We start from the raw sequence: 15,103 nt of genomic DNA, 5'->3' as shown, positions 1-15,103 counted from the left end.
CGTGCGCTCAGGGAGTGATGCGGTCGATGACGAGCGGCAACTGCTGCCCGGCCACCTCGCCCACCTCGTACGCGCCCTCCAGCGCCTCCAGAGCGCGCTCGAAGCGCCAGGTCTCGTCGGCGTGCAGGGTCATGAGGGGCTGACCCTGGCGTACCAGGTCGCCCGGCTTGGCGTGCAGAACGACCCCCGCGCCGAACGACACCGGGTCCTCCTTGCGCGCCCTTCCCGCGCCCAGCCGCCAGGCGGCCAGGCCCACCGCGTACGCGTCGAGCCTGGTCAGCACGCCGGAGGCGGGCACCTCGACCGTCATGGTCTCGGCCGCCCGCGGCAGCAGCGCGTCGGGGTCGCCGCCCTGGGCGGAGATCATTCGCCGCCACACGTCCATGGCGGAGCCGTCCTCCAGCGCCTTGGCCGGGTCCTTGGCCCCGGTGATCCCGGCGGCCTCCAGCATCTCGCGGGCCAGCCGTACGGTGAGCTCGACCACGTCGGCGGGCCCGCCGCCCGCCAGCACCTCGACCGACTCGGCGACTTCCAGCGCGTTGCCCACGGCCCGGCCGAGCGGCCGGTCCATGGCGGTCAGCAGGGCGACCGTGCGCACGCCCGCGTCGGTGCCGAGCGCGACCATGGTCTCGGCCAGCTCCCTGGCGTCGGGCGCGGTCTTCATGAACGCCCCCGAGCCGACCTTGACGTCGAGGACGAGCGACCCGGTGCCCTCGGCGATCTTCTTCGACATGATCGACGAGGCGATGAGCGGGATCGACTCGACGGTGCCGGTGACGTCGCGCAGGGCGTACAGCTTCTTGTCGGCGGGGGCGAGGCCGGAGCCGGCCGCGCAGACGACGGCGCCGGCGGCACGCAGCACGTCCAGCATCTCCGCGTTGGACAGCGAGGCCCGCCAGCCGGGGATCGACTCCAGCTTGTCGAGCGTGCCGCCGGTGTGGCCGAGCCCGCGCCCGGACAGCTGCGGCACATACGCCCCGCAGGCCGCCACCAGCGGCGCCAGCGGCAGCGTGATCTTGTCGCCGACCCCGCCGGTCGAGTGCTTGTCGGCGGTGGGCCGGTCGAGCGCGGACCAGTCCATGCGCTCGCCCGAGCGGATCATCGCCAGGGTCCAGTCGGCGATCTCGCGCCGGTCCATGCCGTTCAGCAGGATCGCCATGGCCAGCGCGGACATCTGCTCGTCGGCCACCTCACCGCGCGTGTACGCGTCGATGACCCAGTCGATCTGCGCCGTGGTCAGCTCACGCCGGTCCCGCTTGGCCCTGATGACCTCGATGGCGTCCATCAGGAGCTCCTGCTGAGGTCCTGCGGGCCGAACGCGTACGGCAGGATCTCGGCCATGCGCTTGGGACCGTCCTCGGTCTCGACGAGCAGGTCCTCGCCGCCGAACTCGTAGAGGAGCTGGCGGCAGCGCCCGCACGGCATCAGCAGCTCACCGTGGCCGTCCACGCACGTGAAGGCGACCAGCCGGCCGCCGCCCGAACGCTGCAGCGCCGAGACCAGGCCGCACTCGGCGCACAGGCCCACGCCGTAGGAGGCGTTCTCGACGTTGCAGCCGGTGACGATCCGGCCGTCGTCGACCAGCGCCGCCGCCCCCACGGGAAATTTCGAGTACGGCGCGTACGCGTGCCGCATGGCTTCGGCGGCCTCGTCGCGCAGGCCGTCCCAGTCGATGCTCAATGGTGTTCCCCCCGGCGATAGCTCACGCCGTCCGCCTTGGGCATCCGCAGCCGCTGGGAGGCGATCAGGAGCACGAGCAGCGTGAGCACGTGTGGCGTGATGAAGACGAAGTCGTTCGGCAGCTCGTCGATGACCAGCCAGAGCCAGAACAGCACGGCCGCGCCCACGACGGCCCCTGCCATCACCACATACTGCCTGACGCCCGGCGCGGCCAGCTCGGCGGGCCGGTCGGGCGCGGTCAGGCGGCGGATCTGCAGGACGAGGTAGGCCAGCAGCAGCACCGCGCCGAACAGGAAGAACGTGGTGACGGTCTGGGCGCTGCGCAGTTGCAGGCCGTTGGCGTAGCCGAACAGGGCAGAGCCCGCGGCCAGGCCGCCGGGACGCCAGTTGCCGAAGATCATGGCGGCGAGGCCGATGAAGCCGCGGCCCTGGGTCTGGCCCTCGACGTACTTGTCGGAGACGAAGACCAGGAACACGCCGCCGAGCCCGGCGAAGGCGCCGGAGAGCACCACGGCGACGTACTTGATCCGATAGACGTTGACGCCCAGCGACTCGGCCGCCCACGGGTTCTCACCGGCCGAGCGCAGCCGCAGGCCGAAGGCGGTGTGCCAGAGCACGAAGAACGTCAGCGGCAGCAGCAGCACGGCCAGGACCACCAGCAGGTTCATCTGGTGGGTGAGCCCGCGCAGCACGCCCGCGACGTCGGCCACCAGGAACCAGTGGGTGCTCTCCAGCCTGCCGAGCAGGTCGGGCCCCGAGGACAGCAGCGGCACGCTGATCGTGAGCGTGTCCCCGCTGACCGCGGGCGAGCTGGTGATGCCCGCGCCCGCCTCGGCGGCGGGCGTGCCCTCCTTGTAGAGCACCTCCGACAGGAAGCGGGTGATGCCGGGACCGAGCAGGTTGATGGCGACGCCGCTGATGATGTGGTCGACGCCGAACGTCACGGTCGCGATGGCGTGCAGGAGCCCGCCGAGCGCGCCGCCGAGCAGCCCGGCGGCCAGCGCGGCCAGCGGGCCCCACTGGTATCCGGCCCAGCCGGCGAACCACGTCCCGAGCACCATCATGCCTTCGAGACCGATGTTGACCACGCCGGCCCGCTCGGCCCACAGGCCGCCGAGACCCGCCAGGGCGATCGGCACGGCGAGGATGAGCGCGGCGCCGACGGTGCCGGACGAGGTGAGGTCGTCGAAGCCGGTCAGCACGCGGACCAGCGACACCACCACGATGAGCACGGCGACGCCGATCAGCGCGAGGTGGTATTTGCGGACCCTGGTCATGCTGCCACCTCAACGGGAGTGTTCCTGCCGAGCTGCTGGGCCGCTCGCCGTTCTTCGATTCTCAGCGCGATGCGGTTGGTCACCTCGTTGGCCACGACGACGAGCAGCACGATCGCGCCCTGGATGATGGTGACGACGGAGGCGGGGATGTCGGCGAACTGCAGCGCGCCCTGCGCCCGGTCGAGGAAGGCGAACAGCAGCGCGGCGAACGCGATGCCGACGGGCTTGTTCCTGCCGAGCAGCGCCACCGCGATGCCGAGGAAGCCCAGGCCGGCGGTGAAGTTGTTGGTGTAGGCGCCCCGGTCGCCGAGGATCTCCGGCAGGCCGATGAGCCCGGCGATGCCGCCCGACAGCACCATGGCAGCGATGATCATCTTCTTGGGGTTGACGCCGGAGGCCTGGGCGGCCGGGCCGTTGAGCCCGCTGGCCTTGACGTTGAAGCCGAACCGCGTGCGCTCCAGCACGACCCAGATGACCACGCCGAGCACGACGGCCACGAGCAGGAAGCCCCACAGGCCGCCGTTGCGGGTGGGCGGCAGCATGCCGAACCACTCGAAGACGAAGTTCAGGTCGGGGAACATGCCGGAGTCGGGCAGCGGCGGCGTGGTCGTGTTGAGCTGGCCCTCCGCCCGCTCACCCGCGAACGGCTCGCGCAACAGGTACGCCGACAGCGCGATCGCGATGTAGTTGAGCATGATCGTGGAGATGACCTCGTTCACGCCCCTGGTCACCTTCATGACGGCGGGGATGAGCGCGTACAGGCCGCCGACCGCGGCCGCCACGAGGATGATGACCGCGATCTGGATGGGGGCGGGCGCGGTGAAGGTGGAGCCCACGAACGCCGCGCAGATCGCGGCGATGCGGTACTGACCCTCGACGCCGATGTTGAAGAGGTTCATGCGGAAGCCGACGGCGACCGCGAGACCGGCGATGAACAGCGGCACGGCCCGGTTGAGGAAGGTCGCGACGGAGTTGGACTCCGCCCGCGCGCTGTTGCCGAAGTCGAAGAAGGCGACCAGCGCGTCCAGCGGGCTGCCGCCCGCGACCACGATGGCCACGCTGCAGACGGCGATCGCCAGCACGACGGCGATGGCGGCGCCGGCGACGGTGAGCAGTGCCCGGTTGAGCCCGGCGGGCATCACGTCTCCTCGTTTCCGGCGATGGCGCCGGTCATGTAACCGCCCAGCTGTTCGGGCGTGATCTCGCAGGGGTCGAGCCCGGCGACGAGCCGGCCCCGGTAGATGACCTGGAGCGTGTCGGACAGGCCGATCAGCTCGTCGAGGTCGGCGGAGATGAGCAGCACGGCGAGGCCGGCGGCGCGGGCGTCGCGCAGGTGGTCCCAGATCGCGGCCTGGGCGCCGACGTCCACCCCGCGCGTGGGGTGCGCGGCGATGAGGAAGACGGGCTCGCCGCTCATCTCCCGGCCCACGATCAGCTTCTGCTGGTTGCCGCCGGACAGGGCCAGGGCCATCGTGTCCACGCCGGGCGTACGCACGTCGTACGCGTCGATGATGCGCTGGGTGTCGGCCTTGGACGCCTTCCTGTCCACCCAGATGCCCTTGCGCGCGGGCTTCCTCGTCTGGTGACCGAGCACCCGGTTCTCCCACAGCGACGCCTCCAGGAGCAGGCCCTGGCGGTGGCGGTCCTCGGGGATGTAGCCGATGCCTGCCTCGCGGCGGCGCAGCGTGGACCAGGAGCTGATGTCGCGGCCGTCGAGCGCGACCAGGCCGTGCGCGGCCCTGATGCCCATGATGGCCTCGATCAGCTCCGACTGGCCGTTGCCCTCGACGCCGGCGATGCCCAGGATCTCGCCCTTGCGCACCTGGAACGACACGTCGTCGAGCAGCAGCCGCTTGCCCTCGTCGCGCAGCCTGGCGGCGTACTCGCCGACCGCGACGCCCTTGGGGGCGGGGTGGTGCCCGTCGGCCTCCACGGTGAGGTGGGAGACCTGCAGCGCGACCGTGTCGGTCACGGTGGACTCGCGGGTCTCCGGCGTGGGCAGCTCGCTGCCCACCATCAGCTCGGCGAGCCGGCGCGCGGTCACCTCGCGAGGATCGACGCTGGCCACGGTGGTGCCGCGGCGGATGACCGTGATCGCGTCGGCGATGCCGAGCACCTCGTCGAGCTTGTGGGAGATGAAGATGACCGTCAGGCCCTCGGCCTTCAGCTCGCGCAGGTTCTGGAAGAGCTCGTCCACCTCCTGCGGCACGAGCACGGCGGTCGGCTCGTCGAGGATGAGGATGCGGGCTCCGCGGTAGAGCACTTTGAGGATCTCGACGCGCTGGCGGTCGCCGACGCCGAGGTCCTCCACCAGCTTGTCGGGGTCGACCCGCAGGCCGTGGGTGGCGGCCAGTTCGGTGATGCGCCTGCGGGCCGAGGCGGTGTCGAGCCGGCCGGCCCGCTTCGGCTCGGCGCCGAGGACGATGTTCTCCAGCACCGTGAAGTTGTCGGCGAGCATGAAGTGCTGGTGCACCATGCCGATCCCGACGTCGATGGCGTCGCTCGGCGTACGGAAGCTGACCTCCGTGCCGTTGACCTTGATCGTGCCCTCGTCCGGCTTCTGCATGCCGTAGAGGATCTTCATCAGGGTGGACTTGCCCGCGCCGTTCTCCCCTACGATGGCGTGCACCGTGCCGGGCTGGACGGTGATGCGGATGTCGTGGTTCGCGACGACACCGGGGAAACGCTTGGTGATGCCCTCCAGCTCTACGGCGGGTCGCGCCGTGGCCAGGGTGTCAGCACTCATTTCGCCTCTCCTAGAGCGGGTGGGCGACATAGACAGAAGGCCCGAAGTTTACGGACTCCGGGCCCTCAGCTGTCCCTCGTACCCCGATTACGGCTTGGCAGGAACCGTGATTTTGCCGTCGACGATGTCCTTCTTGGCAGCGTCGAGCTTGTCCTTGATGTCGTCGATCTCGCCGCCCGTGGTGGACAGGCCGACACCGTCGACCTTGAGGTCGTACGTCACGTTCGAACCGCCCTTGGCGCCGCCCTGGAAGGCCTTGACGAACTCGAACACGCCGACGTCGACACGCTTGAGCATCGAGGTCATGATCACCGACTGCAGGTCGGTCTCCTTGACCGTCTGCCGCTGGTCGGAGTCGACGCCGATGGCCTTCTTGCCGGCCGCGGCGGCCGCCTGGAACACGCCGAGGCCGGAGTCGCCGGAGGCGTGGTAGACGATGTCGGCGCCGTCCTGGTACATCTTCTCGGCCGCGACCTTGCCCTTGTCGGGGGCCTTGAAGCCGCTGAAGTCGCCGTCAGGGGTGAGGTAGGTGACGTCGATCTTGGCGTCCGACTTGACCGACTTCACGCCGGCCACGAAGCCCGCCTCGAACTTCTTGATCAGGTCGGACTCGACGCCGCCGACGAAGCCGACGTGGCCGCTCTCCGACTTGGTCGCCGCGGCGACGCCCGCCAGGTACGAGCCCTGCTCCTCGGCGAACAGCAGGCCGGTCACGTTGGGCGCGTTGGAGGCGGAGTCGACGACCGCGAACTGCAGGTCGGGGTATTCCTCGGCGGTCTTCTTGACGTCCTCGGCGTAGGCGAAGCCGACCCCGATGATCGGGTTGTAGCCGGCGTCCGCGAGCTGACGCAGCAGGTCACCGCGGTTGGAGCCGTCGGCGGAGGGGCTCAGCTCCTTGATCTCCGCGCCCAGCTCCGTCTTCGCCCTCTCAAGGCCGGTGTAAGCCGCGTCGTTGAAGGACTTGTCACCGCGCCCGCCGACGTCGAACGCGAGGCCGACCTTCAGCGAGCCGGTGCCCGCCGCGGAACTCGTGCCCCCTGTCGGCTCTTCGCTGGCCGTGGTTCCCCCACCATCGCCGCCACCACAGGCGGCCGCTGCCATGAGCATGACGCCGGCGACCGAGCCGAGCATCAGCCTGTTGAATCGCTTGCCGAGCAAGGCGACTCCTTCCATTTCCCCGCCGCCGAATCTCATCGCAGGCGCGAAGAAACGAACGGCACCTGCACGGAAGATAGTTGCTTGACCAGGGACAACCAAACCGGCGCACAGGGTCGCAACCGCTCCGTTATCGACATCACTCGCGTCCGTGACCTGGGACCTGAATCCGGCACGAAGCAGGCACACCGTACGACATCCGGAAAGATTTCCCCAACTTCGCCCCATGGACACCCCTTGCCCCAGCGCTCATCGTGACGGAGATTCCCAGCGAAGGTCGAAAACTCTCATCGGAGCCCGCATGCATTCTCGTAAGGCCCGCAAGAGGCTCGCCGTGCCGCTGGCCGCGTTACTCGTGGCCACCCTGACCGGCACAGTGACCGGCACACTGACCGGCACGACGCCCGCCTCGGCCGACACCCCCGCGATCACCATCGAGAACAACGCGACCCAGCCCGTCTTCTCTCGGGCGGACGCCATCCGGCAGACGGTGTTCGTCGAGGTCAAGGGCACCGACAGCGACAACGACGGCAAACCGGACAGGGTGGCCGTGGACATCCTGCGGCCCAAGGAGACCGACCAGGGGCTCAAGGTCCCGGTCATCATGGAGGCGAGCCCGTACTACGCCCCCGGCAACGACGTCGCCAACCACCCCGTGGACGTGGACGAGCACGGCAACCCGCTGCCCGCGCTCACCGCGCTCAGCGCCCGCCAGGACGCCGGGCCGTTCGACGGCTACTACGACAACTACTTCCTGCCCCGCGGCTACGCCATCGCCCTGGTCGAGAACGTCGGCAGCGCCCGCGCCACCGGCTGCCCCACCTCCGGCGACCGCAACGAGACGGCCGGGCCGAAGGCCGCCATCGACTGGCTCAACGGGCGCGCCAAGGGCTTCGACGCCGCCGGCGACCCCGTCCACGCCACCTGGTCCACCGGCAAGGTCGGCATGATCGGCGTCTCGTACAACGGCACCCTGCCCAACGCCGTCGCCGCCACCGGCGTCGAGGGCCTGAAGACGATCGTCCCGATCGCCGCCATCTCCAGCTGGTACGACTACTACCGCGCCAACGGCGGCGTCCTGGCCCCTGGCGGCTTCCAGGGCGAGGACCTCGACGTGCTCGCCAAATACGTCCTGACCAGGGAGAACGGCCAGGAGGCCTGCGGGGCCGTCATCGACGACATCGCCGCAGGACAGGACCGGATCACCGGCGACTACAGCGCCTTCTGGGACGTCCGCAACTACATGAACGGCGTGCGCAAGGTCAAGGCCAGCGTGTTCGTCGTGCACGGGCTCAACGACTGGAACGTCAAGACCAAGCAGTTCGCCCAGTGGTGGTACGCGCTGGCCAAGCAGAAGGTGCCGCGCAAGATCTGGCTGCACCAGGGCACCCACATGAACCCGTTCAGCCTGCGTACCGTCGAATGGCTGCGCCAGTTGCACGGCTGGTTCGACTACTGGCTGCACGGCATCGACTCCGGCATCATGCGCGAGCCGCAGGCCGACGTCGAGGTGGCCGCCGGCCAGTGGGAACAGCACCGCTCCTGGCCGCTCCCCGGCACCGTGACCGTCCCCCTGCACCTCGGCCCCGGCTCCTCCCTCGGCCTCCTCCCCCGGCCGCGCGCGGCTGAGGAGACCTTCGTCGACCAGAAGACGCGAACGGCCGAGCAGCTGGTCGAGGCCACCGGCCCCGACCCGAACCGCCTCGCCTACACCACACCCGCCCTCCCCACGGACGTCCGCATCTCCGGCACCCCGACGGTGAAGGTCCGCGCCTCCTTCAAGGACGGCGCCTCCCCATATCTCACCGCCCTGCTGGTCGACTACGGCACCGACACCCGCCCGAACGGCAGCCTGCTCTCGACCGGCGAAAACTACTGCTACGGCCAGGGCGTCCCCGGCGACACCGGCTGCACGGTCCTCCGCACGCTGGGCACCTCCGTGACCCCGTACAAGATCGTCACAAGAGGCTGGCTGGACACCCGCAACCGCCACCGCCCCGACCGCACCGACGCGCTCCGCCCAGGCAAGGACTACGACTTCACCTGGGACTTCCAACCCACGGACTACACCTTCAAGAAGGGCCACCGCCTAGGGCTGGTAGTCATCTCAACCGACTACGACTACACCCTCCGCTACCCAGCGGGCACCAAGATCACCATCACCCCCTCCCACAGCAAACTCAACCTCCCCATAACCCTGGGCCGCCTCCCGTAAGAGAAGAAAGCCCCACCGCACTTCGGCGAGGGTCCCTAAGAGGGGGTGGAGGGTGGAGCCCCCAAGGGACCCCGGCGAAAGCGCCGCGGAACCCCACCCCCAGAAGGACCCCAGCCGAAGTACGGCGGAACCCCACCCCCCAACACCCAAAAGGACCCCGGCCGGAGTGGGGCGGGGTCCTTTCGAAGAACAGGGGTGGTCAGGCCATGGCGTTGGTGATCGAGTTGATGGGGCCGACCTCCCACAGGGAGGTCAGGGCTGTGGTGGCCATCACCCGCACCCCCATGGCGATCGCCTTCTCGTCCACGTCGAACGTCCCCTGGTGGATGTCGTACGTCACCCCGTCAGGCGACCGCGTGCCGAGCCGGGCGAAGGCGCCCGGGATCGACTCGAGGTACCAGCCGAAGTCCTCGCCCCCGAGCGACTGCTGGGTGGGGACGACGGCCCCGGCCCCGAGGGCCTGCTCGGCGGCGGCGGACAGCATCTCGACGCTGAGCTCGTCGTTGACGACGGGCGGCACCCCGCGGGTGTAGTCGAGGGTGGCCTCGACGCCGTAGGCGCCGGCGACGGACTCGAGCAGCGACTTGATGAGGTCGGGCGCGGCGTGCCAGGCGTCCTCGTCGAGGCAGCGCACGGTGCCCTCGGCGACCCCGTCGTCGGGGATTGCGTTGGCCGCGGTGCCGGCCATCACCTTGCCCCAGACGAGGCTGAGCGAGGAGCGCGGGTCGACGCGGCGCGACAGCGCGGCGGGCAGCTCGGTGAGGATCTTGGCCAGCGCGAAGACGAGGTCGGCGGTCAGGTGGGGGCGGGCGGTGTGACCGCCGGGCCCGGACACCCGCACGGCGATCTTGTCGCAGGCGGAGGTGATGGGGCCGGTCCTGAGGCCGAACTGGCCGACGTCGACGCGCGGGTCGCAGTGGAGGCCGAAGATGCGGTCGACGCCGCTGATGCCGCCGTGGGCCATGACCTCGAGCGCGCCGCCGGGCAGCTCCTCGGCGGGCTGGAAGATCAGGCGTACGCGGCCGGGCAGCGACCCGGCGGCGGCCTGCTGGGCCAGGAAGAGCGAGGTGCCGAGCAGGACCGTGGTGTGCACGTCGTGGCCGCAGGCGTGGCAGGCGCCCGCCACGGTCGAGCGGTAGGGCACGTCCTTCTCGTCCTGCAGCGGCAGCGCGTCGATGTCGGCGCGCAGGGCGATGGTCGGGCCGTCGCCGCTGCCGACGTCGCAGATCAGCCCGGTGCCCTTGGGCAGCACCGAGGGGGTGAGGCCGGCGGCGGTGAGCCGCTCGGCGATGCGCTGTGTCGTGCGATATTCGGCGAAGGCCAGCTCAGGATGCATGTGGAGGTCGCGGCGGAATGCCACGAGATCCTGCTCGGTCTCCGCCAGGAACGCGTCGAGTTCGCCTCGAAGCTCACGTCCCCGCATATGTCACCGTCCCGTCCGATGCCATGCTCTCCCGGCGAACTGCTGGGCTGCACGGCTCATGCGCTCCAGAAAACTTTCCATCACCGCCGCGGCCACCTGGTTGAGCGGCCGGTGTGCGGCGGAAACCAAAGATCGGCCCGCCGGATTCGGTGCGCGGATCGTCAAGCACGGGCTTCGCATTCCATCGATCGCGAGTGCCGCCGCAGCCAGGGAGCACGGCGGTCGGCCGTGTGCCTGATGGCGATGCTTCGACTTTATCGCCCTCTCGCGCCTGCACGCCGACAGATACCCCAAATGTTGGCCCGTGGCACGTCCGTAATCGCAGGTTGTCACGTTCCGTACGGGCGCTGGTGATCCCTAAATAGTCACAAGGGATCAGTAGATCGTGACCCGATGCTGCCAGTTCAAACGTGGTCAGCGATTCCGAATCCTGTCACCTCCCGTCATGGTCATCACACTTCAGCGGTTGCTGTTTTCGGGGGGATTGCGTGTTTCACTCGCTATATGATCACTAATATCCCGTTCGGGGAGAAGTATGCTGGGTTGAGCATCTTCGAGCCGGGCGAGGGGACCCTGGTGGTCGTGCCCTCGCTCTCCCTTCCGCAGGATGAGCTCCGCCGGATCACGGGGGCCAGGTCCTACGAGGAGCGCCTGCTCTTCCTGCTCCTGACGCTCCGGGAGCCCGGGGTCAAAGTGGTCTACCTCTCCTCCGCGCCGGTCGATCCCGAGATCGTCGACTACTACTTCGGCTTCCTGCCCGATCCGGATGACGCCGCCAAGCGTCTGACGCTGATCAGCCTCGACGACCCCTGGTCCCAGCCGTTGACCAGGGGCGTGCTCGACCGTCCCGACGTGATCGAGCAGCTGCGCGCGGCGATCGACGGGGACGCTTGGCTGGTGCCCTTCGTGCTGAGCGAGCTCGAGGAGGAGCTGGCGTCGCTACTCAGCGTGCCCCTCTACGGACCCGCCACGTCCCTTTCCTATTACGGCTCCAAGAGCGGGGCCAGAGAGGTGGGACATGAGGCGGGCGTCCCGATGGCCCGGGGCTTCGGCGACGTGCGCACCACGCTCCAGATCGAGGAGGCCATCGAGGCCCTGCCGGGCGACCGGCTGATCGTCAAGCTCAACGACGGCTACTCGGGGCTCGGCAACGCCATCGTCACCAGGTCCGACCGGTCACGGATCAGCTTCTCCGCCGACGGCGAGGACTGGGGCAGCTTCACCGCGAAGATCAGGGAACGGGGTGCGGTGGTCGAGGAGTTCATCGAGCACCGGCCGCTGTACTACCCGAGCGCGCTGGCCGGCATCACCCCCGGCGGGCACGCCAGGGTGCTGGCCACCCACGACCAGGTGCTCGGCGGCCCGAACGGCCACGTCTACCAGGGCTGCACGTTCCCGGCCGCGCCGGAGTACCGCGCCGAGGTGGGCGCGTCGGCGGGCCGCATCGCGCAGGTGCTCGCGGAGCGCGGCGTGGTGGGCCTGTTCGGGATGGACTTCTTCGCGCTCAAGGCCGACGCCGGGTACGCGGCGCTGCTGTGCGAGATCAACCTGCGCATCGGCGGCACCACGCACCCGTACGGCGCCGCCGTCCTGACGACCGGCGCCACGTACGACCAGGCCACCGGCCACCTCATGTCAGGCGACCGGCCGAAGTACTACACCGCGACCGACAACTGCGCCTCGGCCTGCCTGCGCGGGCGCACGCCTGGCGAGGTCATGCGCACGGCCGACCGGCTGGGCGTCGGCTTCGACGCCGAGCGGCGTACCGGCAACGTGTTCCACCTGCTCGGGGCCATCCCCGAGCACGGCAAGCTGGGCTTCACCACGATCGGCGACTCCCGCGAGGAGGCCGACGAGCTGCACGCGCTCACTCGCCGCCTCCTGTGCGGCCCTTGATCCCGCCGCTGCCCCCGCCGCGCAACGCGCGCCAGCCGATCACCCCCAGGACGACCCCGAGCACGATGTTCACCGCGATCAGCACGCCGTGCACCACGTAGAACGCGGTGGGGTGGCCGTCGGCCAAGTTAAACCCGAGGTTCACCCACTCGAAGATCATGAATGCGCCTAGGATGATGAGGAATCCGGCGATCTTTCGTGACACATGTGCCTCTCTAGCATCGAACGTGGATCTTCGGGGGATGTGTCGCCACATGTGCACTATCACGGAGCTACGCTGAGACCGCCATGTGGACGAAACTCGTGCCGGTCACGGCACTCATCGCCTCGGTCGCGCTCACCGGCGGGACCGCGCACGCCGAACCGACGACGCCGGTCGGCGGCGAGGCGCTGGGCAGCCACGGCCTGGTCGCCCCCGAGGGCGTCAAGAAGCCGCCCAAGAGCAAGGCTACTTCGTACGTCATCGCGGACGCCGGCACGGGCCAGGTGCTCGCGGCCAAGGACGCCCACGGACGCTACCTGCCGGCCAGCACGCTGAAGACGCTCACCGCGCTCACACTGATCCCCAAGCTGGACAAGAACCGCAAGATCAAGCCCAGCAGGAACGCGTGCAACCAGGAGGGCAGCGCGGTCGGCCTGTCGCCGAAGGTGTCGTACAAGATCGAGGACCTGTTCAGGGCGCTGATGATGTCGTCCGGCAACGACGCCGCGATGGCGCTGGCCGAGACGAACGGCGGCGTGGCCAAGACCATGGCCGACATGAACGCCGAGGCCAAGCGGCTGCAGGCGTTCGACACGGTGGCCAAGACACCGAGCGGCCTCGACGAGAAGGGGCAGAGCAGCTCGGCGTACGACCTGGCGCTCATCGCCCGCGCCGGCCTGGCCAACCCCGACTTCCGCCGCTACATCAGCACCAAGACCGCGAAGTTCCCGGCGCCCAAGGGCCACTACGAGATCAGCAACCACAACAAGCTGCTCTGGCGCTACGACGGCATGATCGGCATCAAGAACGGCTGGACGTCGAAGGCGCGCGCCAGCTTCGTCGGCGCGGCCACCAGGGGCGGCCACACCATCGTGGTGAGCATCATGCGGCACGAGGGCTTCTTTTGGGACGAGGTGTCCAAGCTGCTCGACTGGGGCTTCTCCGTACGCGGCAAGGCGGCTCCCGTAGGCCGCCTGGTGGACCCGTTGCCCGCCACCGCGCTCGCGGGCCCGCACACGGCCGCCACAGCCGCTCCCACGACGGCTCCGTCCGGCGGGGCGTCGGTCACTCCGGCCGCGCAGCCGCCGCTGCTCGACACCGCCGCGTCCAAGCAGACCGACTCCACCAAGATGGTCGGCGCGATCGTGATCGGCGGCGGGCTGCTGTTCGGGCTGATCTGGCTGGGGTTCGGCATCCGCCGCAGGCGCGGCCGCTCAGGTCTCTGACGCCTGCGCCCGCTCCGCCTCCTTCTGCGCCTGCTCGACGGCGGGAATCGGGGACGGAGCGGGCGGCGGGCTGAACCCCGCGGTGGCCGTCCATGCGGCCACGAACAGCACGAGCCTGGCCGAGAAGTTCATCCACACCAGCAGGCCCACGATGACGGCGAAGACGCCGTACAGGGCGGAGTTGCCGAGCGTGGTGGCCAGCAGCAGCGTCGCGATCTGCTTGAGCACCCCGAACCCGATCGCGCCCAGCAGCGCGCCCTTGGCGATCACCCGGAACGGCTGGCCGGTCCGCGCCACCCAGCCCAGCAGGATCACGAACAGCAGCCAGTCGGCCCCCACCCCGGCGCCCACGCCCGCCGCGCGGAAGCCGAGGTTGGCGAGCACCGACTCCTGGCCGAACAGGAAGTGCATGACGTTGTTCGTCGCCGTGGTGGCGAACCCGGCGACCAGCACCGACGAGATCGCGGTCACCCCGATCAGCAGCAGCGAGACCAGGTCGCGCAGCTTGCCGACGAGGAAGCCGAGCGGCGGCACGGTGGTCATGTACATCTCGCGCAAAGCGCCGCGCAGCGCGTCGAGCGCGCCGAGACCGGCGTAGAGCAGGCCGAGCAGGCCGATGATGCCGGCGGTCTCCTTGGCCGTGGCGATGGCGGTCAGGTCGAGCTGGTCGGAGATGCCGGGCAGGCGTTCCTCGATGGCCTTGGTGAGCGCGTATTTGGTGGTCTCGCTGGTCGCCACCACGAAGCCGAGCACCGCGTACGAGAGCGCCACCAGCGGGAAGAACGACAGGAACGCGAAGTACGTGACCGCGCCCGCCAGCCGGTCGCCCGACTGGAGCTGGTAGCGCTGCACCGCCCTGATGAGGTGGTCGAGCGCGGGCCGGCGCACCCGCCAGTCGTTCAGCCTGCCGCGCCCCCGCGCCTTGGCCGCCGCCACGCGCTCCGTCAGACTCGCCATCTCACCCTCTCACCCCGGGCCCGGGGCGGTGATCAGGCTGCGACCACCGCGCGGGCGCTGTCGGCCAGGGCGGCGACGACCGTCGCCACCTCATGATGGAGCAACTGCCCAGCACGCCTGACGGCACGCCCGGCGACGAGGACGGTGTCCACGCAGCAGGCGTCGGCGCCCTCCGCGAGGTCCTCGCGCCCCTCGGCAGGCGCCGCCTCCACTGTCCGAAAAACGCGAGCGTTTCACGCGTTCCACACCCCCGGAAAGGGCCTCTGAGCAGGGCGGAAACCGGGACGGGCGGACAGCGCGAGCCCTAGCCTTTGGGATGTTCCGAC

13 protein-coding genes are annotated in these 15,103 nt (G+C 69.8%); 3 read left to right on the top strand and 10 right to left on the bottom strand.

Annotated features, from left to right (window positions below):
• Positions 1-7 precede the first annotated feature (7 nt).
• The 6 genes from ABZW11_RS00515 to ABZW11_RS00490 all read right to left on the bottom strand — a co-directional run bounded on the left by ABZW11_RS00515 (position 8) and on the right by ABZW11_RS00490 (position 6,861).
• Positions 8-1,285, bottom strand: a complete 1,278-nt coding sequence (locus ABZW11_RS00515; protein WP_355411066.1) for a thymidine phosphorylase — start codon at positions 1,283-1,285, stop codon at positions 8-10.
• Positions 1,285-1,680 carry a cytidine deaminase gene (locus ABZW11_RS00510; RefSeq protein WP_355411064.1) on the bottom strand — a complete coding sequence of 132 codons (396 nt, stop codon included), beginning with the start codon at positions 1,678-1,680 and terminating at the stop codon, positions 1,285-1,287. The genes ABZW11_RS00515 and ABZW11_RS00510 overlap by 1 nt, the downstream gene beginning before the upstream one ends.
• The gene (locus ABZW11_RS00505; protein WP_355411062.1) at positions 1,677-2,957 is read right to left on the bottom strand and encodes an ABC transporter permease; all 1,281 of its coding nucleotides are present in this window, start codon (positions 2,955-2,957) and stop codon (positions 1,677-1,679) included. Before ABZW11_RS00505 ends, ABZW11_RS00510 begins: the two co-directional genes overlap by 4 nt.
• Positions 2,954-4,096, bottom strand: coding sequence for an ABC transporter permease (locus ABZW11_RS00500; protein WP_355411060.1), 1,143 nt, complete (start codon positions 4,094-4,096; stop codon positions 2,954-2,956). Before ABZW11_RS00500 ends, ABZW11_RS00505 begins: the two co-directional genes overlap by 4 nt.
• Positions 4,096-5,703: an ABC transporter ATP-binding protein gene (locus ABZW11_RS00495; RefSeq protein WP_355411058.1), complete on the bottom strand. Its 1,608-nt coding sequence runs from the start codon at positions 5,701-5,703 to the stop codon at positions 4,096-4,098. The genes ABZW11_RS00500 and ABZW11_RS00495 overlap by 1 nt, the downstream gene beginning before the upstream one ends.
• 87 nt (positions 5,704-5,790) lie before the next feature.
• A complete protein-coding gene (locus ABZW11_RS00490) occupies positions 5,791-6,861 on the bottom strand; it encodes a BMP family ABC transporter substrate-binding protein (RefSeq protein WP_355411056.1) in 1,071 nt (356 codons plus the stop codon).
• 298 nt (positions 6,862-7,159) lie between these two features.
• Between ABZW11_RS00490 and ABZW11_RS00485 the strand changes: the two genes are divergently transcribed.
• On the top strand, positions 7,160-9,073 hold the full coding sequence (locus tag ABZW11_RS00485) for a Xaa-Pro dipeptidyl-peptidase (protein ID WP_355411054.1): 1,914 nt from the start codon (positions 7,160-7,162) through the stop codon (positions 9,071-9,073).
• Positions 9,074-9,272: 199 nt separating this feature from the next.
• Here the strand turns inward: ABZW11_RS00485 and ABZW11_RS00480 are convergent, their stop codons facing one another.
• Positions 9,273-10,496, bottom strand: coding sequence for a M20 family metallopeptidase (locus tag ABZW11_RS00480; protein ID WP_355411052.1), 1,224 nt, complete (start codon positions 10,494-10,496; stop codon positions 9,273-9,275).
• A gap of 543 nt (positions 10,497-11,039) precedes the next feature.
• Between ABZW11_RS00480 and ABZW11_RS00475 the strand changes: the two genes are divergently transcribed.
• Positions 11,040-12,392 carry a peptide ligase PGM1-related protein gene (locus ABZW11_RS00475; protein WP_355411050.1) on the top strand — a complete coding sequence of 451 codons (1,353 nt, stop codon included), beginning with the start codon at positions 11,040-11,042 and terminating at the stop codon, positions 12,390-12,392.
• Here ABZW11_RS00475 and ABZW11_RS00470 read toward each other — a convergent pair.
• Positions 12,364-12,552 carry a hypothetical protein gene (locus ABZW11_RS00470; protein ID WP_355411048.1) on the bottom strand — a complete coding sequence of 63 codons (189 nt, stop codon included), beginning with the start codon at positions 12,550-12,552 and terminating at the stop codon, positions 12,364-12,366. The genes ABZW11_RS00475 and ABZW11_RS00470 overlap by 29 nt on opposite strands.
• A gap of 128 nt (positions 12,553-12,680) precedes the next feature.
• On the opposite strand from ABZW11_RS00470, the gene ABZW11_RS00465 reads away from it, so the two are divergent.
• Positions 12,681-13,820 (top strand): D-alanyl-D-alanine carboxypeptidase, encoded by a 1,140-nt coding sequence (locus ABZW11_RS00465; RefSeq protein ID WP_355411046.1) that lies wholly within the window; start codon positions 12,681-12,683, stop codon positions 13,818-13,820.
• Here ABZW11_RS00465 and ABZW11_RS00460 read toward each other — a convergent pair.
• Both ABZW11_RS00460 and ABZW11_RS00455 read right to left on the bottom strand, forming a co-directional pair.
• The gene (locus ABZW11_RS00460; RefSeq protein WP_355411044.1) at positions 13,809-14,777 is read right to left on the bottom strand and encodes a YihY/virulence factor BrkB family protein; all 969 of its coding nucleotides are present in this window, start codon (positions 14,775-14,777) and stop codon (positions 13,809-13,811) included. The genes ABZW11_RS00465 and ABZW11_RS00460 overlap by 12 nt on opposite strands.
• A gap of 32 nt (positions 14,778-14,809) precedes the next feature.
• Entirely contained in the window at positions 14,810-14,989 is a 180-nt protein-coding gene (locus ABZW11_RS00455) for a hypothetical protein (protein WP_355411042.1), read from the bottom strand.
• Positions 14,990-15,103 lie beyond the last annotated feature (114 nt).

It is taken from the genome of Nonomuraea sp. NPDC004580 (assembly GCF_040609855.1).
GTDB classification, from domain to species: Bacteria; Actinomycetota; Actinomycetes; order Streptosporangiales; family Streptosporangiaceae; genus Nonomuraea; species Nonomuraea salmonea.
This window is presented reverse-complemented; position numbering and strand designations above follow the sequence as displayed.